21 protein-coding genes and 1 pseudogene are annotated in these 21,633 nt (G+C 71.4%); 11 read left to right on the top strand and 11 right to left on the bottom strand.

From position 1 onward, the window contains the following. Positions 1–68: 68 nt before the first annotated feature. The 4 genes and pseudogenes from IF30_RS0119790 to IF30_RS0119805 all read left to right on the top strand — a co-directional run bounded on the left by IF30_RS0119790 (position 69) and on the right by IF30_RS0119805 (position 3,872). Complete coding sequence (locus IF30_RS0119790; protein ID WP_030240072.1) at positions 69–878, top strand: c-type cytochrome; 810 nt, start codon at positions 69–71, stop codon at positions 876–878. A gap of 8 nt (positions 879–886) precedes the next feature. Beyond that, positions 887–1,939 carry a ubiquinol-cytochrome c reductase iron-sulfur subunit gene (locus IF30_RS0119795; RefSeq protein WP_030240074.1) on the top strand — a complete coding sequence of 351 codons (1,053 nt, stop codon included), beginning with the start codon at positions 887–889 and terminating at the stop codon, positions 1,937–1,939. Further along, positions 1,936–3,398, top strand: a pseudogene (locus IF30_RS41690) (cytochrome b). Before IF30_RS0119795 ends, IF30_RS41690 begins: the two are co-directional and overlap by 4 nt. 102 nt (positions 3,399–3,500) lie before the next feature. Continuing rightward, positions 3,501–3,872, top strand: a complete 372-nt coding sequence (locus tag IF30_RS0119805; RefSeq protein WP_030240076.1) for a GntR family transcriptional regulator — start codon at positions 3,501–3,503, stop codon at positions 3,870–3,872. 28 nt (positions 3,873–3,900) lie between these two features. Here IF30_RS0119805 and IF30_RS0119810 read toward each other — a convergent pair whose 3' ends face one another. From IF30_RS0119810 to coxB, 4 genes are all read right to left on the bottom strand, one after another. Continuing rightward, positions 3,901–5,157 carry a L,D-transpeptidase gene (locus IF30_RS0119810; protein ID WP_063752702.1) on the bottom strand — a complete coding sequence of 419 codons (1,257 nt, stop codon included), beginning with the start codon at positions 5,155–5,157 and terminating at the stop codon, positions 3,901–3,903. 170 nt (positions 5,158–5,327) lie between these two features. After that, the gene (locus tag IF30_RS0119815; protein WP_030240079.1) at positions 5,328–5,744 is read right to left on the bottom strand and encodes a cytochrome c oxidase subunit 4; all 417 of its coding nucleotides are present in this window, start codon (positions 5,742–5,744) and stop codon (positions 5,328–5,330) included. Next, positions 5,744–7,519, bottom strand: coding sequence for a cytochrome c oxidase subunit I (gene ctaD, locus IF30_RS0119820; RefSeq protein ID WP_030240083.1), 1,776 nt, complete (start codon positions 7,517–7,519; stop codon positions 5,744–5,746). The genes IF30_RS0119815 and ctaD overlap by 1 nt, the downstream gene beginning before the upstream one ends. Next, on the bottom strand, positions 7,516–8,370 hold the full coding sequence (gene coxB / locus IF30_RS0119825) for a cytochrome c oxidase subunit II (RefSeq protein ID WP_030240086.1): 855 nt from the start codon (positions 8,368–8,370) through the stop codon (positions 7,516–7,518). The genes ctaD and coxB overlap by 4 nt, the downstream gene beginning before the upstream one ends. 369 nt (positions 8,371–8,739) lie before the next feature. On the opposite strand from coxB, the gene IF30_RS0119830 reads away from it, so the two are divergent. Further along, the gene (locus IF30_RS0119830; protein ID WP_037900583.1) at positions 8,740–10,197 is read left to right on the top strand and encodes a cysteine desulfurase/sulfurtransferase TusA family protein; all 1,458 of its coding nucleotides are present in this window, start codon (positions 8,740–8,742) and stop codon (positions 10,195–10,197) included. On the opposite strand, the gene IF30_RS0119835 is transcribed toward IF30_RS0119830, so the two are convergent. Continuing rightward, positions 10,190–11,167: a carbohydrate kinase family protein gene (locus tag IF30_RS0119835; protein ID WP_030240092.1), complete on the bottom strand. Its 978-nt coding sequence runs from the start codon at positions 11,165–11,167 to the stop codon at positions 10,190–10,192. The genes IF30_RS0119830 and IF30_RS0119835 overlap by 8 nt on opposite strands. A 279-nt stretch (positions 11,168–11,446) precedes the next feature. Here IF30_RS0119835 and IF30_RS0119840 point away from each other — a divergent pair, with 279 nt between their 5' ends. Further along, positions 11,447–11,653 (top strand): hypothetical protein, encoded by a 207-nt coding sequence (locus tag IF30_RS0119840; RefSeq protein ID WP_030240094.1) that lies wholly within the window; start codon positions 11,447–11,449, stop codon positions 11,651–11,653. A 103-nt stretch (positions 11,654–11,756) separates the two neighbouring features. Beyond that, on the top strand, positions 11,757–12,443 hold the full coding sequence (locus IF30_RS43745; protein ID WP_051710625.1) for a lipase chaperone: 687 nt from the start codon (positions 11,757–11,759) through the stop codon (positions 12,441–12,443). Between the two features lie 69 nt (positions 12,444–12,512). Here the strand turns inward: IF30_RS43745 and erpA are convergent, their stop codons facing one another. Further along, entirely contained in the window at positions 12,513–12,866 is a 354-nt protein-coding gene (gene erpA, locus IF30_RS0119850; protein ID WP_030061066.1) for an iron-sulfur cluster insertion protein ErpA, read from the bottom strand. Positions 12,867–13,109: 243 nt separating this feature from the next. Here erpA and IF30_RS0119855 point away from each other — a divergent pair, with 243 nt between their 5' ends. Further along, a complete protein-coding gene (locus IF30_RS0119855; RefSeq protein ID WP_030240100.1) occupies positions 13,110–13,994 on the top strand; it encodes a GNAT family N-acetyltransferase in 885 nt (294 codons plus the stop codon). A gap of 117 nt (positions 13,995–14,111) precedes the next feature. Here the strand turns inward: IF30_RS0119855 and IF30_RS0119860 are convergent, their stop codons facing one another. The 3 genes from IF30_RS0119860 to IF30_RS0119870 form a co-directional block, all read right to left on the bottom strand. Next, the gene (locus IF30_RS0119860) at positions 14,112–15,479 is read right to left on the bottom strand and encodes a pyridoxal phosphate-dependent decarboxylase family protein (protein WP_234322770.1); all 1,368 of its coding nucleotides are present in this window, start codon (positions 15,477–15,479) and stop codon (positions 14,112–14,114) included. A gap of 192 nt (positions 15,480–15,671) precedes the next feature. Beyond that, positions 15,672–16,136: an Lrp/AsnC family transcriptional regulator gene (locus IF30_RS0119865; RefSeq protein WP_051710627.1), complete on the bottom strand. Its 465-nt coding sequence runs from the start codon at positions 16,134–16,136 to the stop codon at positions 15,672–15,674. Positions 16,137–16,273: 137 nt separating this feature from the next. Next, positions 16,274–17,197, bottom strand: a complete 924-nt coding sequence (locus tag IF30_RS0119870) for an NADP-dependent oxidoreductase (RefSeq protein WP_030240106.1) — start codon at positions 17,195–17,197, stop codon at positions 16,274–16,276. A gap of 217 nt (positions 17,198–17,414) precedes the next feature. Between IF30_RS0119870 and nadA the strand changes: the two genes are divergently transcribed. Continuing rightward, on the top strand, positions 17,415–18,599 hold the full coding sequence (gene nadA / locus IF30_RS0119875; protein WP_030240108.1) for a quinolinate synthase NadA: 1,185 nt from the start codon (positions 17,415–17,417) through the stop codon (positions 18,597–18,599). A 95-nt stretch (positions 18,600–18,694) separates the two neighbouring features. Here the strand turns inward: nadA and pspAA are convergent, their stop codons facing one another. Beyond that, positions 18,695–18,988 carry a PspA-associated protein PspAA gene (gene pspAA, locus IF30_RS0119880; RefSeq protein WP_030240111.1) on the bottom strand — a complete coding sequence of 98 codons (294 nt, stop codon included), beginning with the start codon at positions 18,986–18,988 and terminating at the stop codon, positions 18,695–18,697. A 38-nt stretch (positions 18,989–19,026) separates the two neighbouring features. Further along, a complete protein-coding gene (locus IF30_RS0119885; protein WP_078891533.1) occupies positions 19,027–19,830 on the bottom strand; it encodes a PspA/IM30 family protein in 804 nt (267 codons plus the stop codon). Between the two features lie 300 nt (positions 19,831–20,130). On the opposite strand from IF30_RS0119885, the gene IF30_RS46800 reads away from it, so the two are divergent. Next, positions 20,131–20,730, top strand: coding sequence for a DUF3043 domain-containing protein (locus IF30_RS46800; protein WP_030240113.1), 600 nt, complete (start codon positions 20,131–20,133; stop codon positions 20,728–20,730). 158 nt (positions 20,731–20,888) lie between these two features. Then, the gene (locus IF30_RS0119900) at positions 20,889–21,629 is read left to right on the top strand and encodes a class I SAM-dependent methyltransferase (protein ID WP_199807900.1); all 741 of its coding nucleotides are present in this window, start codon (positions 20,889–20,891) and stop codon (positions 21,627–21,629) included. Positions 21,630–21,633 lie beyond the last annotated feature (4 nt).

Here is a 21,633-nt window from a genome sequence, read left to right on the forward strand (position 1 = left end):
TCGTGCCGGCCAGACCGGCCGCCGGGTGCACCCACCAGTCGACCAGATCCTGACACCGGGGTTATTCCGTGAAAAAGCTCTCCGCACGACGGCGCCACCCATTGGCGGCGCTGGTCGTCCTACTTCTCGCCCTGGCGGCAACCGGGGGGCTGTACGCCGCGTTCGCGCCCGCCGACAAGGCGCAGGCCGACGTCGCCGCGCAGTCGCTCGCGATCGATGAGGGCAAGAAGCTCTTCGCCGTGGGCTGCTCCTCCTGCCACGGCCTGAACGGCCAGGGTGGCAGCGACGGTCCGAGCCTGGTCGGCGTCGGCTCCGCCTCCGTCGACTTCCAGGTCGGCACCGGCCGCATGCCCGCCCAGCAGCCCGGCGCCCAGGTCCCGCGCAAGAAGAACATCTACACGCAGGCCGAGATCGACCAGCTCGCGGCCTTCGTCGCTTCCCTCGGCCCCGGCCCGGTGACCCCGAAGGAGGAGCAGTACACCTCGACCAACCCCGAGGACATCTCCAAGGGCGGCGAGCTGTTCCGCACCAACTGCGCCCAGTGCCACAACTTCGCCGGCCAGGGTGGTGCCCTGACCAAGGGCAAGTACGCCCCCTCGCTGGAGGGCGTGGACGCCAAGCACATCTACGAGGCCATGCAGACCGGCCCGCAGAACATGCCGTCGTTCCCGGACACCACCATGCCCGAGGACCAGAAGAAGCAGATCGTGGCCTTCGTCCGCCACACCACCTCCGATGAGCCCAACCCCGGTGGTCTCACGCTGGGCAGCCTCGGTCCGGTGACCGAGGGCCTGTTCGGCTGGATCTTCGGCCTCGGCACGCTCATCGCGGTCGCGATCTGGGTCGCCGCCCACACCACCAAGGCCAAGAAGTCATGAGCCACGACATGTCAGAAGAGAAGCTCCCGGAGTCGCACGGCTCCGCCGGCGAGGTGGCCCACCACGGCGACCCGTTCGCCGACCCGGGCCTGCCGGCCCACGAGCCCCGTCGCACCGACATCGACGAGCGGGCCGCCAAGCGCGCCGAGCGCCAGGTCTCGCTGATGTTCGTGATCTCGATGCTCGCCACCGTGGGCTTCATCGCCTCGTACGTGGCCATCGACCCGGACAAGATCGTCTTCATCTTCCCGCTGGGTCACGTCAGCGCGCTGAACTTCGCGCTGGGTCTGACCCTGGGCGTCGCGCTGTTCATGATCGGCGCGGGTGCGGTCCACTGGGCCCGCACCCTGATGTCGGACGTCGAGCTGCCGGCCGAGCGCCACCCGATCGAGGCTGACGACGAGGTCCGCGCGGACGTCATCGACCAGTTCAAGACCGGTGCGGCGGAGTCCGGCTTCGGCCGCCGCAAGATGATCCGCAACACCCTCATCGGCTCGATGGCGCTGGTCCCGCTCTCCGGCGTGGTCCTGCTGCGCGACCTCGGCCCGCTCCCGGAGAAGAAGCTCCAGGAGACCGGCTGGAAGGAGGCCTCGCAGGCCAAGCCGCTGCCGCTCATCAACATGAACACCCTGCAGCCGATGAAGCCCGAGGACATCGCCATCGGTTCGCTGACCTTCGCGATGCCGGAGGGCCTGTCCACGCACAGCGAGGACTTCCAGCAGCGCATCGCCAAGGACGCCCTGATGCTGGTGCGCATCGCGCCCGACGACATCAAGGACGACAAGTCCAAGGAGCTGGGCTTCGAGGGCATCCTCGCCTACTCGAAGATCTGCACCCACGTCGGCTGCCCGATCAGCCTGTACGAGCAGCAGACCCACCACGCGCTCTGCCCCTGCCACCAGTCGACCTTCGACCTGGCGGACGGCGCGCGCGTCATCTTCGGCCCGGCCGGCCACCCGCTGCCGCAGCTGAAGATCACCACTGACGACAAGGGCAACCTGGTCGCCACCGGCGACTTCGCGAAGCCTGTCGGCCCGAGCTTCTGGGAGCGTGCTCGATGAGTAGCGCGAGCAGCACCACCACCGGTGCCGCCAAGCCGTCCAGCACGCGTGCCAAGCCCGCCAACAAGTGGGAGGCCGCGGCTGACTGGACGGACGGCCGGCTGGGGATCTACTCCCTCGCCAAGGCCAACCTGCGGAAGATCTTCCCGGACCACTGGTCCTTCATGCTGGGCGAGATCTGCCTCTACACGTTCATCATCATCATCCTGACCGGCGTCTACCTGACGCTGTTCTTCAAGCCGTCGATGGCCGAGGTCGTCTACAACGGCTCGTACGTGCCCCTCAAGGGCATCGGGATGTCGGAGGCCTACGCCTCCACGGTGGACATCAGCTTCGAGATCCGCGGCGGTCTGCTGATCCGCCAGATCCACCACTGGGCCGCCCTGGTCTTCGTGGCCGCGATGCTCGTGCACATGATGCGGGTGTTCTTCACCGGCGCGTTCCGCAAGCCGCGTGAGATCAACTGGGTCTTCGGCTTCCTGCTGCTGGTCCTGGGCATGTTCGACGGCTTCTTCGGCTACTCGCTGCCGGACGACCTGCTGTCGGGCACCGGTATCCGCTTCATGGAAGGCGCGATCCTCGCCGTCCCGCTGGTGGGCACCTACGTCCAGATGTTCCTGTTCGGGGGCGAGTTCCCCGGCCACGACATCGTGCCGCGGTTCTTCACCATCCACGTGCTGCTGATCCCCGGCATCATGCTCGGCCTGCTGGTCGCGCACCTGATCCTGGTCTTCTACCACAAGCACACCCAGGGTACATGGGCTTCTCCGAGGGCCTGATCCGTGTCATGCCGGGCTGGGAGATCAGCCTCTGGGGCCACACCCTGAACCTGGGTGTCTTCGTCCCGCTGATGATCTTCCCGCTGGTCCTGGTCGCGATCGCGGTCTACCCGTTCATCGAGGGCTGGATCACCGGCGACAAGCGCGAGCACCACATCCTGGACCGCCCGCGCAACGCCCCGGTCCGCACCGGCCTGGGTGCCGCCTGGATCAGCCTGTACCTGGTGCTGCTGGTCGGTGGTGGCAACGACCTGTTCGCCACGCACTTCCACCTGTCGCTGAACTCGATCACCTACTTCGTCCGCGTCGGCTTCTTCGCGGTCCCGGTCATCGTCTTCATCATCACCAAGCGCTGGTGCCTCGGCCTCCAGCGCCGTGACAAGGAGAAGGTGCTGCACGGCCGCGAGACGGGCGTCATCAAGCGCCTGCCGCACGGCGAGTTCGTCGAGGTGCACGCCCAGCTGCCGCAGAAGGACCTGTTCAAGCTCACGGCGCACGAGCAGCACCAGCCGGTCGAGCTGCCGGCCCAGGCGGACGAGAACGGCGTGGCCCGCAAGGCCGGCGTCGTCACCCGCACCCGGGCCAAGCTGTCCCGCGGCTTCTACGGTGAGGGCAGCCAGATCCCCAAGCCCACCTCCGAGGAGCACCACGAGATCACCAGCGGCCACGGCCACCACTGATCCCGTACGCACCCCCGCGTCACCCCGAGGGCCGCTGACCAGAGTTGACTGGTCGGCGGCCCTCGGGCTTTCCGGTACCCGCCCGCGCCACCAGGAGCACCCGTGCAGCTCTCCGTCGACCCCGCCTCCGCCACTCCCCCGTACGAGCAGATCCGCGCCCAGATCGCCGACCGGGCCCGCTCCGGCGAGCTGCCGACCGGGCTGCGGCTGCCGACCGTACGGGCCCTGGCCGAGGAACTGGGGCTGGCGGCCGGGACGGTCGCCCGGGCGTACCGGGAGCTGGAGGCGGACGGCGTGGTGGAGACCCACGGTCGGCGCGGCACCCTGATCGCCGCCGCCGGGGACACCGCGCACCGGCTGGCCGCCGCGGCCGCCACCGAGTACGCCGAGCGGGCGAACCGCCTCGGGCTCTCCCACGCGGACGCCCTGGCCGCGGTGGCCACCGCGCTGGGGCTGGCCTACCCGGAGGCCTAGGAGGGGCCGGGAGGGCGCTGGGGGCGGCTCAGAGCTCCGGGCGGATCATCCCCGAGGCCGGGGCCTGGGCGGGCGGCACGGTGGTGCTGAGGGGCTGTCCGAGGGCGCCGTGCTTGACCCAGTCGGTCCAGTCGACGTTCCAGTCCCCGAAGCCGTTGCCGAAGGGCTCCATCTGGGCGCCGCGGCTGTTGACGACCGTCACCAGGTCCCCCACCCGGGTGTGGTCGTAGAACCACTTGGCGTTGTCGGTGCTCATGCCGGTACAGCCGTGGCTGACGTTCTCCACGCCCTGCGAGCCGACCGACCAGGGCGCCGCGTGGACGTACTCGCCGCTCCAGGTCACCCGGGTGGCCCACTTCACGTCGAGGTCGTACGCCTCGGTGCTGCCGGCGGCTATGCCGATGGTCTCGCCGTTCATCCGGACGGACTTCTCCTGGCCCAGCACCACCTTGATGCCGTTGCGGGTGTCGAAGCCGGGCTTGCCGGTGGTGACCGGGATGGTCCGCACCACCTCGCCGTCGCGCTTCAGGGTGAGCTCGTGGGCGGCCGCGTCGACGACCGACTCCACCCGCTCCCCGATCCGCAGGTGCAGCGCGCTGCGGTCGCCCCCGTAGAGGCCGTCCGCGATCCGGCTGCCAGTGCCGTCGAAGGCCAGCGAGACGGTCGTACCGGCCGGCCAGTAGTCCTCCGGGCGGAAGTGCAGGTTCTTGTCGTCCACCCAGTACCAGGCGCCGGTGACGGCGGGCTGGGAGGTGACGGTCAGGTCGCGCTCGACCTCCTGGCGGGCCTGGGGGTCCTTCACCGCCTCGGAGAGCTGCACGGTGAGCGGCTGGCCCACCCCGTAGACGCCGCTGCCGGAGGAGTCCGGGCCGAGCTTGGCGGTGAGCAGCCGCTGGGCGGCGAGGGTGCTGAAGTTCGCGGTGGTGTCTCCGCGGCCGCCCTTGCCGTCGTCCGCGGAGATGCGCACGGAGTAGGCGGTGGCGGCCTTCAGCCGGCCGGTGGTCTGCCAGCTGCGCTGGTCGTCGGCCAGCTTCCCGGCGACCACCCGGCCGTCCGGGCCGACGACGGTGACGTCGGTGAGCCGGCTGCCCGCCACCGCGGTCACCGAGACCGGCTGGGAGGGGTCGACCCGGCCGTCCGCCGAGAGGTGGACCAGCGGGGCCGCGTCGATCCGGTGCGGCCCGGTGGGCTCGTCGTCACCGGACGAGCAGGCGGCCAGCGGGGCCAGTACTGCGAGGGTCAGCGAGATGCCGCCTATAGCTGCGATTCCGCGCCTGTCGGCCATGACCGCCTCCGAGGGTTCGCACGATTGATCAGATCGTAGGAACGCCTGCCGGTGGCGCGACATCCGAGGGACCGTCCGTTCGCCCGGCTGAGTGAAGCCGTCACTCCGCGGACGCAGCAGGGCCGGTCCTCCCGTGCGGGAGGACCGGCCCTGGTGTCGGGGTCCGGAACCTACTGGTTCTGGTTCTCGCCCCGGTAGAACTCGAAGACCCATCCGAAGATGCCGATCAGGATGATCGGGGCGGCCCAGAACATCAGCCACCAGCCGAAGATCACGCCCAGGAAGGCGAGCGCGCCGCCGAGCGCCAGCGAGAGCGGCTGCCAGCTGTGCGGGGCGAAGAAGCCCAGCTCACCGGAGTCGTCCGCGACCTCGGCCTCGGGGTTGTCGCCCGCGCCGCTGTCCACCCGGCGGGCGGTGAAGGCGAGGTAGTACCCGATGAAGGCGCAGAGCGCGAAAGCCAGGAACAGCGCGGTGGTACCGGCCGCCTCCAGCCCCGGGCCCGAGTTGTTGGTCCACAGGCCGTAGGTGATGGCCATGGCCAGCACGAAGACCGACAGGCCGAGGAAGATCTTCCCCTGTTCCTTCATCAGGCGTCACCCTCCTGCTTGCCCTTGCCCAGCTTCGGGGCGTCGTACTTCGCCGGGGTCACACCGGCGAGGTGCTTGGCCGGCTCACCGTGGTTCTCCAGGTAGTCCAGCGCGGCGATCTCCGGGTGGTGCAGGTCGAAGGCCGGGGATTCGGAGCGGATCCGGGGCAGGGTGAGGAAGTTGTGCCGCGGCGGCGGGCAGGAGGTCGCCCACTCCAGCGAGCGGCCGAAGCCCCACGGGTCATCCACGGCGACCTTCTCGCCGTACTTGGCGGTCTTCCAGACGTTGTAGAGGAACGGCAGGATCGACAGGCCGAGCACGAAGGAGCCGATGGTCGAGACGGTGTTCAGGGTGGTGAAGCCGTCCGCGGCCAGGTAGTCGGCGTAGCGGCGGGGCATGCCCTCCGCGCCGAGCCAGTGCTGCACCAGGAAGGTGGTGTGGAAGCCGAAGAACAGCGTCCAGAAGGTGATCTTGCCGAGGCGCTCGTCCAGCATCTTGCCGGTCATCTTCGGCCACCAGAAGTGGAAGCCGGCGAACATCGCGAACACGACGGTGCCGAAGACCACGTAGTGGAAGTGGGCGACGACGAAGTACGAGTCCGAGACGTGGAAGTCGATCGGCGGGGAGGCCAGCAGGACACCGGTGAGACCGCCGAAGAGGAAGGTCACCAGGAAGCCGACCGTCCAGAGCATCGGGGTCTCGAAGCTCAGCGAGCCCTTCCACATGGTGCCGACCCAGTTGAAGAACTTCACACCGGTCGGGACCGCGATCAGGAAGGTCATGAAGGAGAAGAACGGCAGCAGCACCTGCCCGGTGACGTACATGTGGTGCGCCCACACCGTCACGGACAGGCCGGCGATCGCGATGGTGGCCGCGATCAGGCCGGAGTAGCCGAACATCGGCTTGCGGCTGAAGACCGGGATGATCTCGGACACGATGCCGAAGAACGGCAGCGCGATGATGTACACCTCGGGGTGGCCGAAGAACCAGAACAGGTGCTGCCACAGCATCGCCCCGCCGTTGGCGGGGTCGAAGACGTGGGCGCCGAACTTGCGGTCGGCCTCCAGGGCGAACAGCGCGGCGGCCAGGACCGGGAAGGCCAGCAGGACCAGCACCGAGGTCAGCAGGACGTTCCAGACGAAGATCGACATCCGGAACATCGTCATGCCCGGGGCGCGCATGCAGATGATCGTGGTGATGAAGTTGACCGCACCGAGGATCGTGCCGAAGCCGGAGAACGCCAGACCCATGATCCACATGTCGCCGCCGACGCCGGGCGAGTGCACCGCGTCCGACAGCGGGGAGTAGGCGAACCAGCCGAAGTTGGCGGCGCCGTTCGGGGTCAGGAAGCCGCAGACCGCGATGGTCGAACCGAAGAGGTACAGCCAGTACGCGAACATGTTCAGACGCGGGAACGCCACGTCCGGGGAGCCGATCTGCAGCGGCATGATCCAGTTCGCGAAGCCCGCGAACAGCGGCGTCGCGAACATCAGCAGCATGATCGTGCCGTGCATCGTGAACGCCTGGTTGAACTGCTCGTTCGACAGGATCTGGGTCCCGGGACGAGCCAGCTCGGCGCGCATGACCAGGGCGAGGATGCCGCCGATCAGGAAGAAGGCGAACGACGTGCCCAGGTAGAGGGTGCCGATCGTCTTGTGGTCAGTGGTGGTGAGCCACTTGATGATGGTCGAACCCGGCTTCCGGGTCCGCTGCGCCCCGACCGTGACGGCACCGGCGCCCCCGCCGGCCGCGGCGGGCTCGTTGAGGATGGTCACTTCTCTTCACTTCCCATGCCGATGAGGCCGGAGGGCACCGAGCCGTTCTGGCCCTTGGCGCGAAGGTCGGCCAGGTGCTTGTCGTACTCGGCGCGGTCGACGACCTTGACGTTGAACAGCATGCGCGAGTGGTCGGTACCGCAGAGCTCGGCACACTTGCCCATGTACTCGCCCTTGACGGTCGGGGTGACCTCGAACCTGTTCACCACGCCCGGCACGACGTCCATCTTCATCATGAAGTTGACGGGCCAGAAGTCGTGGATGACGTCACGCGAGGTGAGACGGAACTGCACCGTCTCGTTGACCGGCAGCCAGAGCGTCGGAACATCCTTGGGCGTACCGACTTCGTACGCGGCGTCCTTGTTGGCCGGGTCGGGGGTCTCGGTGTTCTCGTAGTTGAACGCCCAGCTCCACTGGAAGCCGACCACGTTGACGTAGTGCTGCGGCTTGTCGGAGACGTGCGTCAGCTTGTTCTCGTCGCGGGCGACGAAGTAGAAGAGCACCGAGACGATGATGATGGGGACCGCGGTGTAGAGCGCCTCGATGGGCACGTTGTACCGGGTCTGCGGAGGGACCTCCACGCCGGTGCGCTTGCGCCGGTGGAAGATCACGCTCCAGATGATCAGACCCCACATCAGTACGCCGACCACCAGCGCCGCGATCCAGGACCCCTGCCACATCTGGAGGACCATCGGCCCTTCCTTGGTGACGGGGCTCGGGAGGCCAAGCCTGGGGAGGTCGTTGGCCGAGCAGCCGGTGGCGGTCGCGATGACGAGGCCCAGTGCCAGCGCCTGAGGCAGCTTCCGCCGCATCGTGCGCCGCGGCGAGCGGTCGGAGCCGTTGGGACTCACGTAGCGCCTTCCCGAAGTCTCGCCCGCCTTCGCGTCGCCCCGGGGAGGAGTGTGAGCCTCCCCGGCGACCCGACCACGGGCACGGTTTGAATGCTTATGCGGGCCAAACCCTACTCCAGCCTTATGCGCTCCTGACGGGCAGCCCCCGGTAACGCGCCGCCCGATAGCCCGATCAGGCCCGGCAGTGGCTGCGTCGCAGGTCATCGTAGGCATTCGAGGTCCGTACGCCCGATCGGGGGATGACCTCGGACAACGCCCGTGACGGCCCGTCGGACGCGGACGAAGCGGACATTCGGGGTGATCGACTGACGGTGGGTGAGCCGCGCGGCCGGACCGGAACGACCCCCACGTGTGTCGTTAAATGTGACCGTGTACTTCGACGCGGCCTCGACGGCCCCTCTGCACCCCGTCGCGCGGCAGGCGCTGACCGCCGCCCTGGACGAGGGCTGGGCCGATCCGGCCCGGCTGTACCGCTCCGGCCGGCAGGCCCGGATGCTCCTGGACGCCGCCCGCGAGACGGTCGCCGCGGTCCTGGGCGCGCGGCCCGACGAGATCGCCTTCACCGCGAGCGGGACGCAGGCCGTCCAGCTCGGCCTGCTGGGCGCCCTGACCGGGAACCGGCGGCGCGGCGGCCACTTCGTGCACTCCGCGGTGGAGCACTCCAGCGTGCTGCACGTCGCCGAGCGCCACGAGGCCGCGGGCGGCGAGGTGTCGGTGGCGCCGGTGGACCGCGGCGGACGGGTCGACCCGGCGGCCTTCGGCGCCCTGCTGCGCCCGGACACCGCGCTGGCCGCGCTGCAGAGTGCCAACCACGAGGTGGGCACCGTCCAGCCGGTCGGCGAGGTCGCCGGGCTGTGCGCCGAGGCCGGCGTCCCGCTGCTGGTGGACGCGGCGCAGAGCGCCGGCCGGGTGGACGTCCCGGCCGGCTGGTCGCTGCTGACGGCGAGCGCGCACAAGTGGGGCGGCCCGCCCGGGGTCGGTGTCCTGGCGGTGCGCAAGGGCGTCCGGTACGCCTCGCCGCTGCCGGCCGACGAGCGCGAGGGCGGCCGCGTGCCCGGCTACGTCAACGTCCCGGCGATCGTGGCCGCGGCCGCCTCGCTGCGCGCGGTACGGGCCGGGGCCGAGCAGGAGAACGCCCGGCTGCACGCGCTGGTGGAGCGGATCCGGGCCCGGGTGCCGCAGTCGGTGCCCGAGGTCGAGGTGGTCGGCGACCCGGTGCGGCGGCTGCCGCACATCGTCACCTTCTCCTGCCTGTACGTGGACGGCGAGGTGCTGCTGACCGAGCTGGACCGGGCGGGCTTCGCGGTCTCCTCCGGCTCCTCCTGCACCTCCTCCACGCTGACGCCCAGCCATGTGCTGGCCGCGATGGGGGTGCTCACCGAGGGGAACGTCCGGGTCTCGCTGCCGTACGGGACGACCGAGGCGGACGTCGAGCGCTTCCTCGCCGCGCTGCCGGAGCTGGTGGCCGGGGTCCGGGCGCCGCTCGGGCTGGACCTGCCGACGCCCGCGGCCGCCCCGGAAGAGCTCCCGCCCCGAGCCGGAGGGCGCGCCGGCGCCGGGTCCGAGCCGCCGGAGGCGGGCGGGCGGGCCACCGTGGTCGACGCGCTGGGCAAGCGCTGCCCGCTGCCGGTGATCGAGCTGGCGAAGCGGATCGGGGAGGTGCCCCCGGGCGGCACGGTGGTCGTGCTGGCGGACGACGAGGCGGCCCGGCTGGACATTCCGGCCTGGTGCCAGATGCGCGGGCAGGAGTACGCGGGCGAGGCCCCGGCCGCCGACTACGGCGGCGACCGGGGCTCGGCCTACCTCGTCGTGCGGCGGACTACTTGACCAGCAGCGCGCGGATCTCGGCGGCGGCCTCGGCCCCGTAGGCGCCCTCGAAGCGCTTCAGGAAGGCGGCCGGGCGCAGCTCGTACTCCTGGGTGCCGACCGTCTCGATCACCAGGGTGGCGAGCATGCACCCGAGCTGGGCGGCGCGCTCCAGGTCGAGGTCCCAGGACAGGCCCGCCAGGAAGCCGGCCCGGAAGGCGTCGCCGACGCCGGTCGGGTCGACCTTCGCCTCCTCCTTGGCGCAGCCGACCAGGATCGGGGCCTCGCCCTTGCGGTCGATCCGGACACCCTTGCTGCCCAGGGTGGTGATCCGGGTGCCGACGCGGGTGAGCAGCTCCTCGGCGTCCCAGCCGGTCTTGCTCTCGATCAGCGCGGCCTCGTACTCGTTGGTGAAGAGGTACGCGGCGCCGTCCACGATCTCGCGGATGTCGTCGCCCTCCAGGCGGGCCAGCTGCTGGGAGGGGTCGGCGGCGAAAGCGTAGCCCCGGGTGCGGCACTCCTGGGTGTGGCGGACCATGCCCTGCGGGTCGTCGGCACCGATCAGGACGAGGTCCAGGCCGCCGACGCGGTCGGCGACCGGCTTCAGCTCGATGCTGCGGGCCTCGGCCATGGCGCCGGTGTAGAACGAGGCGATCTGGTTGTGGTCCTCGTCGGTGGTGCACATGAAGCGGGCCGTGTGCCGGGTCTCGGAGATGTGGACGGAGTCGCAGTCCACGTTGTTGCGCTCCAGCCAGCTGCGGTACTCGGCGAAGTCCGCGCCGGCCGCGCCGACCAGGATCGGGCGGAGTCCGAGCACGCCCATGCCGAAGGCGATGTTCGGCGCGACGCCGCCGCGGCGGATGTCCAGGGTGTCGACCAGGAAGGACAGCGACACGGTGTGCAGCTGCTCGGCGACCAGCTGGTCGGCGAACCGGCCTGGGAACGTCATCAGGTGGTCGGTGGCGATCGAGCCGGCGACGGCGATACGCACGGGAGGTCTCCTCAGGATGGCTGCGGGGCCAACGGGCAGGCGGGGGTGAACCCACTCACGGTACCCGGCGCCGGGGCGGGCTCAGGCAAGAGCGCCGCAAGTTGCCGCTCACACGGCCAGGGTGGCACCCCTTGCCGTCGAACGTGTACTACCTCCGGGTAGCACTGGTGGGCGGGACGGACCCCGGCCTAGGGTCGGCCACAGGAGGCCCGCCGCGCGGGCGGGCCCCGACGGCGCCCGTGGCAGTGCCGCCACGGCCCCTGATCGGAGCGATGCCCGATGATGACCAAGCACTCCCCGCTGCCCGCCGTGCGGTCCGAGGACGGCGAGACCCTCGACGCCCTGGTGGACTCCTCCCGGCAGCTGCTCCGGTTCTGGCCGCTGCTGGCCGCGGGCCCGCAGCCCAAGGCCCCCGCCTCCGCCGGGTTCCGGGTGCCGTCCGGGGCGCAGCGGATGGTCGCGGGGATGGCCGAGTTCGGTCTCTGAGCCCCGACGGGTCCGAGCGGGAACCGGATCCGGCCGGAACACGTCACATCCGCGCGGAGCGGCCGACGAGGCGGCGCCGCTGAGCCCTCGGGAGGATGTGCAGATGGATCTGGAGACGATGCCCCGGCGCGGTCGGCGGGCGGTGGCCCTGGCGGGTCTGGCACTGGCGGCGGTGATGACGGTGGCCGGCTGCAACGGGGACGGCAAGTCCGCTTCGGACTCGGCGACGGCCGGTGCTTCGGCCTCGCCCTCGGCGAGCACCGCCCCGCAGGTGCCGGCGCCCTCCGGCAGCCCGTCCGGCGCGACCGAGCCGGGGAGCCCGCCGGACTCCGGCCGGCCGGCCCAGCCACCCACCGGCTCCACCCCGACCCCGGCCTCGCCGGCGCCCGGGCAGCCGGCACCGGCCACCCCGCCGGCCAACGGGATCGCGCCGGGTGAGCCCGACCCGAACGGTTCGGGCTCGCCCACCCGGCCGCCGGTCGCCTACCGGGTGGACGGCACCACCAAGCTGACCGTGTACTTCTTCGGCGGCGTCTGCACCAAGTACGCGCTGAAGGCGGACGAGTCGCAGCCCGGCCGGGTGGACGTCACGATCGTGTCGGGCCCGCCCACCGTGCAGCCCGGGCAGGTCTGCAACGCGCTGGCCAAGCGGCAGTCGGTGTCGGCCGATCTGCGCTCGCCGCTGGCCGGGCGGACGGTGGTGGACCGGACCAGCGGTCAGGAGCTGCCGCTGGAGGCCGACCCGCACGCGGGGCCGGACCCGGTGACCCCGGACGTCGCGGGCCAGTAGGAGCCCGGCGGACACGGAACGACGAAGAGGCGGCCCCGGGAGCTCCCGGGGCCGCCTCTTCGCAGCGGACTAGCTGAACGAGTCGCCGCAGGCGCAGGAGCCGGTGGCGTTCGGGTTGTCGATGGTGAAGCCCTGCTTCTCGATGGTGTCGACGAAGTCGACGGTGGCGCCACCCAGGTACGGGGCGCTCATCCGGTCGGTGACGACCTTGACACCGCCGAAGTCCTTGATCACGTCGCCGTCGAGCGAGCGCTCGTCGAAGAACAGCTGGTAACGCAGGCCGGAGCAGCCGCCGGGCTGGACGGCGACGCGCAGCGCGAGGTCCTCGCGGCCTTCCTGCTCCAGCAGGGCCTTGACCTTGGCCGCGGCGGCATCGGTAAGGAGGATGCCACTCTCGACGGTGGTCTCGTCCTGGACGGTCATCTGCTTTCTCCCGGTCTTGACGACGATCTACCGCCAGTGCCAACCAACGGCCGTCCGGATTCATTTCCCGGGCGGCGATGAATTTCTTCGGCCTGTTCGCGGCTGGTTTCGGTGGGCCGGGCGTAGCACCCGCACCCCTACGCTCCCCATGCTCGCACAACCCGGGAGCACCGGTCACCGCCCCGGGCGTGGATCCGGCTGAACCGGCCCCGCGGCGGCCCGCCGGACGCCAGGATGGTTCCCATGATCCTTCGCCCGGTCAGGGACACCGCCGCGGACGCGGAGGCCGTCCAGGAGCTGTCCGCCGCCGTGTTCGCCGGCCCTGCCGGAGCCGACGCGGCACCGAAGCAGAAGCCGAGCCCGACGTCGATGCCGCTGCCGCTGCAACTGGCCCGGACCAGACACCTGGCGCGCACCGACCCCGGCGGCTGCTGGCTGGCGGAGAACGACGGGGAGCCGGTCGGCGTGGTGCTGTCGATGCGCCGGGAGGGGCTGTGGTCGCCCTCCCTGTACGCGGTGCGGCCGTCCGCGCAGGGCAAGGGCGTCGGGCGGCTGCTGCTGGAACGGGCGGCGGCGCACGCGCGGGGCTGCCTGCGGGGGATGGCCTGCGCCCCGGACTCGCCGGCGGCGGCGCGGCGCTACCGGCTGGCCGGGTTCACCCTGCACCCCGCGATGCGGCTGGCCGGGCGGGTGGACCGGACCGGGCTGCTCGACCCCGGGGACGTGCCGGTGCACCCCGGCAACGCCACCCACCTGCACCTGCTGGACTCCGTCGACCGGCGGCTGCGCGGGTCCGCGCACGGGCCCGACCACGAGCTGATGCTGGGCCACTTCGAGGAGCTGCTGATCGCCGACGCGCTGGCCGGCAGCGGCTACTGCTACCGGGACGGCGGCGCGGTCAAGCTGCTGGCGGCCACCAGCAAGCGGATCGCGGCCCGGCTGCTGCGCGAGGCGCTCGCCCGGGTGCCGGACGGGGTCGAGGCGCGGGTGGAGTTCCTCACCGCCGAGCAGGAGTGGGCGCTGGACGTCGGGCTGGAGGTCGGGCTGACGCCGGGGGCCGGCGGCTTCGTCGGGGTGCGCGGGATGCGGCCGCCGATGCCGTACCTGCCGAGCGGGGCGTTCCTGTGAACGCCGGAACCCCGCCGCGGTACTCGGCGGGGGTTCCGGCGGGCCGGCGGCCGGGGCCGACTCGGCTCGGGCCCAGGCTCCGGCTCCGGCGGCTCGGCTCGGCTCCGGCGGCTCGGCTCAGGCCATGGTGTCCAGGATCTCCCTGACCATCTCCATGGTGGTGCCCGGGTGGAGGAAGGCGAAGCGGGCGACCGTCTCGCCGTCCCAGCCGGTGGGGGTGACGAAGCCGATCTGGTCCGCGAGCAGCTGCTGCGACCAGCGGTAGTAGTCGTCGTTGGTCCAGCCCTTGCGCTTGAAGCAGACCGCCGAGAGCTGCGGGTCGAACAGCAGCTCCAGGTAGTCGCTCTCGCGGATCAGCCGGGCGGTGTCCCGGGCGAGGGTGAGGCCGGCCTCGATGGCGTCGGTGTAGGCCTGGACGCCGTGCACGGCCAGCGAGAACCAGAGCGGCAGGCCGCGGGCGCGCCGGGTCAGGTGGTAGGCGTAGTCGGTGGGGTTCCACTCGTCGCCCTCGGTGTGCAGGACGTCCAGGTAGGAGGCGTCCTGGGTGTGCACGGCGCGGGCGAGCTGCGGGTTGCGGTAGATCAGCGCGGCGCAGTCGAAGGGGGCGAACAGCCACTTGTGCGGGTCGACCACGAAGGAGTCGGCGTGCTCGATGCCGTTGTAGCGCTCGCGCACCGACGGGGCGAACAGGCCCGCGCCGCCGTAGGCGCCGTCCACGTGGAACCACAGGTCGCGCTCGCGGGCGACCTCGGCCAGGCCCGCGAGGTCGTCGACGATGCCCTCGTTGGTGGTGCCGGCGGTGCCGACGACGGCGATCACCGTCTCGGGGTTCGGATCGGCGGCCAGTGCGGCGCGCAGCGCCTCGCCGGTGAACCGGCGGTTCACGGTCGGGACCTTGAAGGCCTCGACGCCGATGATGTTGAAGGTGTTCTTGACCGACGAGTGCACCTGGTCGGCGACGGCGATCCGCAGCCGGGCCTCCGGACCGACGCCGAGCTTGCGGCGGGCGGTGTCGCGGGCGACCACGAGGGCGGAGAGGTTGCCCGCCGAGCCGCCGGAGACGAAGGTGCCGCCGGCCGTCTGGGGCATGCCCGCGCGGTCGGCGATCAGGCGCAGCACCTGGTTCTCGGCGGCGATCGCGCCCGCCGCCTCCAGCCAGGAGATCCCCTGCAGCGAGGCGCAGGAGACGACCATGTCGAACAGCAGCGCGGCCTTGGTGGGGGCGCACGGGATGAAGGACAGGTAGCGCGGGCTGTCGGCGGAGATGACCGCGCGGGACAGCTCGTGGTCGTAGAGCTTGAGCACGTCGACCGGGTCGTTGCCGTCCTGGTTCAGCAGGCCGGACAGCTGCGTGCGCAGGTGCTCGCCGTCACCGGGGTGGTCGAGCGGGACGGGGTCGTACTGCAGTCGCTCCCGCATGTAGTCGAAAACCAGGTCGACCAGGTCGTTGTCGGGCCGGTGCATGCGGTCGGGGGCTGCGGACACGGCTGGTCCCTCTCGGCTGTGGGGTGTCGGGGTGAGGATCCGGCCCGGTCGGCGGGGAGGCTTCACCGCCGACCGGACGTGATCAGCGTAGGCAGCCGGAGTGCTTCGCCGCGCGTCGGAACGCGGCTGGTCAGGCAGGTTTCGGGCGTCTTCGGGCGGGGCTGCGCAGGATTCCTGCGTACGCCCGGGAAGTCAGCCGATGAGCTGGGAGAGGACCACCGAGGAGCGGCTGCGCTGGACGCCGGGCTCGCGCCGGATGCGCTCGATGACGGCCTCCAGGTGGCGCATGTCGGCGGCCCGCAGGTGGACCAGGGCGTCCGGGTCGCCGGTGACCGTCCAGGCGGCGACGACCTCGGGGAACTGGCGCAGGCTGGCGAGGATCTCCTCGGGGCCGGTGCGCTCGCGGCAGTAGACCTCGACGAAGGCCTCGGTCTGCCAGCCGAGGACGGCCGGGTCCAGCACCACGGTGAAGCCCCGCACCACGCCGCGCGCCCGGAGCCGGTCGATCCGGCGGCGCACGGCGGTGGCGGAGAGGTTCACCTGCAGGCCGATCTCGGCGTACGAGGCGCGGCCGTCGCGACCGAGGCGGGCGAGCAGGAGCCGGTCGGTCTCGTCCAGGTCGGTCCCGACCACCTCGTGCGCTCGGCTGCTGGTCATCGGTGCGGGGCTCCACGGGTCGTGCGGGGGTTCGGCGGGCCGTCCCGGCGGCGGTGACCACTGCCGAAACGGTTCGCCACCATTCTGGCGGATGACCTGGACGAGTTCACCGCCGACGGACCGCGGGCGGGTGGCCGTCAGTCCACGAGCAGGACGATCTTGCCCCGGGTGCGCCCCTCCGCGCTGAGCGCCTGGGCGGAGGCCGCCTGGGCCAGCGGGAAGGTGGAGGCGACGGTCACGGTCAGCCGGCCGTCGTCGGCGAGCGCGGCCAGTTCGGCGAGGCCGTCGGCGTCCGGGCGGACCCAGACGTACCGGCCGCCGAGGGCCTTGACCCCGAAGTCGGTGACCGAGGCGATCCGGCCGGGGTCGGCCACCAGGCCCGCCGAGAGCTGGGCGGCGCCGCGGCCGACCAGGTCGAGGGCCGCGTCCACCCCGTCGGGGGCGAGCGCGCGGACCCGCTCGGCCAGGCCCTCGCCGTAGCCGACCGGCTCGGCGCCCAGGCCGCGCAGGTAGTCGTGGTTGTGCTCGGCCGCGGTGCCGATCACCCGGGCGCCGAAGGCCCGGGCCAACTGCACGGCCAGGTGGCCCACCCCGCCCGCCGCGGCGTGCACCAGGACGGTCTCCCCCGCGGTGAGCCGCAGCGCCCGCAGCCCCTGCAGGGCGGTGAGCCCGGCCAGCGGCAGGCCCCCGGACTGTGCCCAGTCCAGCGCGGCCGGCTTGCGGGCGAGGGTGCGGACCGGGGCGGAGACCAGTTCGGCGTAGGTGCCGTGCTCGACGGCGTCCTTGCGGACGTAGCCGTACACCTCGTCGCCCGGGGCGAACTCGGTGACTCCGCCGCCGACCGCGCGGACCACGCCGGCCACGTCCCAGCCCGGGACCAGCGGGAAGTGCACGTCGAACAGGCCGTCCAGGGCGCCGTCCCGGACCTTCCAGTCCACCGGGTTCACCCCCGCCGCCCGGACTTCCACCAGCACCGAGTCCGGGCCGACCTTCGGGTCGGGCAGCTCGGTGTACTCGACCACGTCGGGGCCGCCGTAGCGGTTGATCGCGATTGCTTTCATGGCCCAGCCATACCCGAGGGCTTCGAAGTATCGATTCGGCTACGCCAGGTCCCCTCAAATCGGTCAATCGCCTCCGCCAGGTCCGATTCGGCAAGCGGTTCTCGTCACATCGACAGGATGGCCATCGTCACTGCGACAGCGACCGGTTATCATAGATAGCGTCAGTTAGACGAAAAGGCTTCACCGCTCGCTCGGCCGCACAGAAGGGCACCCGCCCGTGACCACCACCATCACCGAGACCTCCGGCGTCGACCCCACCCCGACGCCGCTCGCTCTGCTGCTGCTCGGCCGCGAGGCCGACCCGAACAGCGAGCGCGGCGTCGAGTGCCCCGGCGACCTCCCCCCGGCCTCCGACCCCCACCTCGTCGAGCGCGCCCGGGCGGCCAAGGCCGCGCTCGGCGACCGCGTCTTCATCCTCGGCCACCACTACCAGCGCGACGAGGTGATCGAGTTCGCCGACGTCACCGGCGACTCCTTCAAGCTCGCCCGCGACGCGGCGGCCCGCCCCGAGGCCGAGTACATCGTCTTCTGCGGCGTGCACTTCATGGCCGAGTCCGCGGACATCCTCACCACCGACGCCCAGCAGGTCGTCCTGCCGGACCTCGCGGCCGGCTGCTCGATGGCCGACATGGCCACCGCCGAGCAGGTCGCCGAGTGCTGGGACGTGCTGACCGACGCCGGGATCGCCGACGTGACCGTCCCCGTCTCGTACATGAACTCCTCCGCCGACATCAAGGCCTTCACCGGCCGGCACGGCGGCACCATCTGCACCTCCTCCAACGCCAAGCGCGCGCTGGAGTGGGCGTTCGAGCAGGGCCAGAAGGTGCTCTTCCTGCCCGACCAGCACCTCGGCCGCAACACCGCGGTGCGCGACATGGGCTTCTCGCTGGACGACTGCGTCGTCTACAACCCGCACCGGCCGAACGGCGGCCTGACCGCCGAGCAGCTGCGCAACGCCCGGATGATCCTCTGGCGCGGCCACTGCTCGGTGCACGGCCGGTTCAGCCTGGACTCGGTGAACGACGTCCGCGAGCGGATCCCCGGCGTGACCGTCCTGGTGCACCCCGAGTGCCGGCACGAGGTCGTCGCGGCCGCCGACATGGTCGGCTCGACCGAGTACATCATCAAGGCGCTGGACGCCGCCGAGCCCGGCTCCAAGTGGGCCATCGGCACCGAGCTGAACCTCGTCCGCCGCCTGGCCAAGGCCCACCCGGACAAGGAGATCGTCTTCCTGGACCGCGCGGTCTGCTTCTGCTCGACCATGAACCGGATCGACCTGCCCCACCTGGTCTGGGCGCTGGAGTCGCTGGTCGACGGCCGGGTGCCGAACGTGATCACCGTCGACCCGGAGACCGAGAAGTACGCCAAGGCCGCGCTGGACCGGATGCTGGCCCTGCCGTAGCCCCGGCCGCACGACTGAGGGCGGGCCCCCTCCCACCGGAGGGGGCCCGCCCTTTCGTCTGGCAGCAGCCGCAGCGTCACGGCCTCAGCGCGTCGTCACTCGGGGAAGCCCGGGATCACGCCCTCGCCGTCGGCCATCAGCAGTTCGCGGACCTCGTCGATCGACGCGTCGGCGCTCGGCAGGATGAGCTCGGAAGGCTCCAGCGAATCCATCGGCACCGGGGTGCCGTACTGCTTCACCGCGTCCAGCAACTTGGCGTAGGCCTGGCGGAAGAGCTCATCGTCCCCCGAATCCACTGCGGTGACGAGCTCGGCGTCGAGCTCGTTGAGCAGGTTCAGGTGGGCCTCGCCCACCTCGTACTGCCCCTCACCCATGACCCTCATGATCATGCCGTGCGTCTCCCTGGTTCGTGGGGGTCGAGCTCGGATCACTTGTTGTAGTTGATGCGCGGAGCGTCCTGCTGCTGCTGCGGCTGGGCCTCCGGCTTGCCCTGCTCGATCGCAGCCGGGCCGGACGAGGAACCGCCGGACAGCTCGGCCTTCATCCGGGCGAGCTCCAGCTCGACGTCGGACCCGCCGGCGACCCGCTCCAGCTCGGCCTCGATGTCGTCCTTGCGGCCCAGACCGCTGGCGTCGTCGAGCGCACCGGAGGCGAGCAGTTCGTCGATCGCGCCGGCCCGGGCCTGCATCTGCGCGGTCTTGTCCTCGGCCCGCTGGATGGCCAGGCCGACGTCGCCCATCTCCTCCGAGATGCCGGAGAACGACTCCGCGATGCGGGTCTGCGCCTGGGCGGCGGTGTAGGTCGCCTTGATGGTCTCCTTCTTGGTGCGGAAGGCGTCCACCTTGGCCTGCAGCCGCTGGGAGGCGAGGGTGAGCTTCTCCTCCTCGGCCTGCAGCTGCTGGTACTGCGTCTCCAGATCGGTGATCTGGGACTGCATGTTGGCCTTGCGGGTCAACGCCTCGCGCGCGAGGTCCTCCCGGCCGAGGGACAGCGCCTTGCGGCCCTGGTCCTCGTACTTGGCCGACTGCTGCTGGAGCTGGGTCAGCTGGAGTTCGAGGCGCTTGCGCGAAGTCGCGACATCCGCGACACCACGCCGTACCTTCTGCAGCAGCTCGAGCTGCTTCTGGTACGAGTAGTCGAGCGTCTCACGCGGATCCTCCGCCCGATCCAAGGCCTTGTTCGCCTTGGAGCGGAAGATCAGCCCCATACGCTTCATGATTCCGTCGCTCATGGGCCTCGGGTGCCCCCTTCTCCGGCCTGCGGTCTCTATCTCGTTACCAGACACGACGAGTGTATGTGCAGCGAGCCCGTCGCCGCAGTGCACCTGCCTGCAACAAGACTGCTACAGCGACCGGGGGCGTTTCCTCCTCCCCCGGGTGGATCCGCCCCTCATCCCCCCCATCGTCCGTCCGATCGATCCCCTACGGGAAGTCCCCCGGAAACCCGGCTCGACGGCCGCCCCGCGGTATCGATATGCGTTTGGGTCCGAGGGCACCCGTGGAAGCACCGCCGCACCCCGTACGCTGGTGGTGTGTTCCGACGCCGTTCAGATGATGCCGCCGCCTCCGCCGCCGTGCTGGAGAAGCAGGACGAGATGACCCAGGGCCGCCACCCGGAGGCCAAGAAGGGCCGCCCCACCCCCAAGCGCAGCGAGGCCGAGGCCGGCCGGCGTACCAGGGTGACGGTGCCCAAGGACCGCAAGGAGGCCGCCCGCCAGGCTCGCGACCGGATGCGGACCGAGCGCGAGAAGCAGCGCCAGGCGCTGGTGGACGGCGACGAGCGCCACCTGCCGGCCCGGGACAAGGGCCCGGTGCGCAGGTTCGCCCGCAACTACGTGGACGCCCGCTGGTCGCTCGCCGAGTTCTTCCTCCCGGCCGCCGTGGTCATCCTGGTGCTCAGCATCATCAAGGTGCCGAGCGTGCAGGCGCTCTCCACCCTGCTGTTCCTGCTGTTCTTCGTCCTGGTGATCCTGGACTTCGTCCGCCTCGGCTTCGGCCTGCGCAAGCAGCTCGCCGAGCGCTTCCCCGACGAGAACACCCGCGGCACGATCGCCTACGGCATCATGCGCACCCTGCAGATGCGCCGGCTGCGCCTGCCCAAGCCGCAGGTGCGGCGCGGGGAGAAGCCCTGACCGCCGAACCGGTCGACTCCGGCTGGGCCCCGCCTTCCTGGGAGGGGCCCGGCCTGTACGCGCTGCCGGGACAGGGCGTCGGCGGCCACGACCGGCTCGGCCAGGAACGCCGACTGCCCTCCCGCAGCGGGTCCTTCGCCGGCGGCACCGGCGCCTGGCTGGAACGGCTCGGCGGACTGCGCAACTTCGTCCGCCAAGAGCTCGTCGCCCGCCAGCTCGCCGAACAGCTGACCGGCCGCAGCGCCCAGCGCGTCCTCGACATCGGCTGCGGCCAGGGCACCCAGGCACTGCGCCTGGCCAGGGCCGGCCACTACGTCACCGGGCTCGACTCGGACCCGGTCTCGCTCGGCGTCGCCCAGGGGGCGCTCGCCGAGGAGCCGCCGGAGGTCCGCGGCCGGATGCAGCTGCTCAGCGGCGACGGCCACCAGTGCGGGCGCTGGTTCGGCCCGCGCAGCTTCGACGTGGTGCTCTGCCACGGCGTCCTGATGTACCTGCCCGACCCGGACCCGATGATCGCCTCGCTGGCCCGGCTGCTGGCACCCGGCGGGCTGTTGTCGCTGCTGGTCCGCAACCGTGACGCGCTCGCCCTGCGGCCCGCCGCCGCCGGTGACTGGCGGGCCGCCCTGCACGCCTTCGAGAGCGACCGGTACTACAACCGGCTCGGACTGGCCGCCCGGGCCGACCGGCTCGCCGACCTCTCCGTCACCCTCTCCGAGGTGGCGGTGCCCGTCCGGCACTGGTACGGCGTGCGGGTCTTCACCGACAACGCCCCCGACGACGCGGCCCCGCCGGTGGACGGGCGGCAGCTGGCCCAACTGCTGGAGGCCGAGGACCGGGCCGGCCGCACCGACCCGTACCGGCAGGTCGCCGCGCTGCTGCACGTCATCGGGGCGAAGTAGGAGG

Origin of the sequence: Streptomyces sp. NRRL S-350, from assembly GCF_000719705.1 — a bacterium.
GTDB lineage: Bacteria > Actinomycetota > Actinomycetes > Streptomycetales > Streptomycetaceae > Kitasatospora.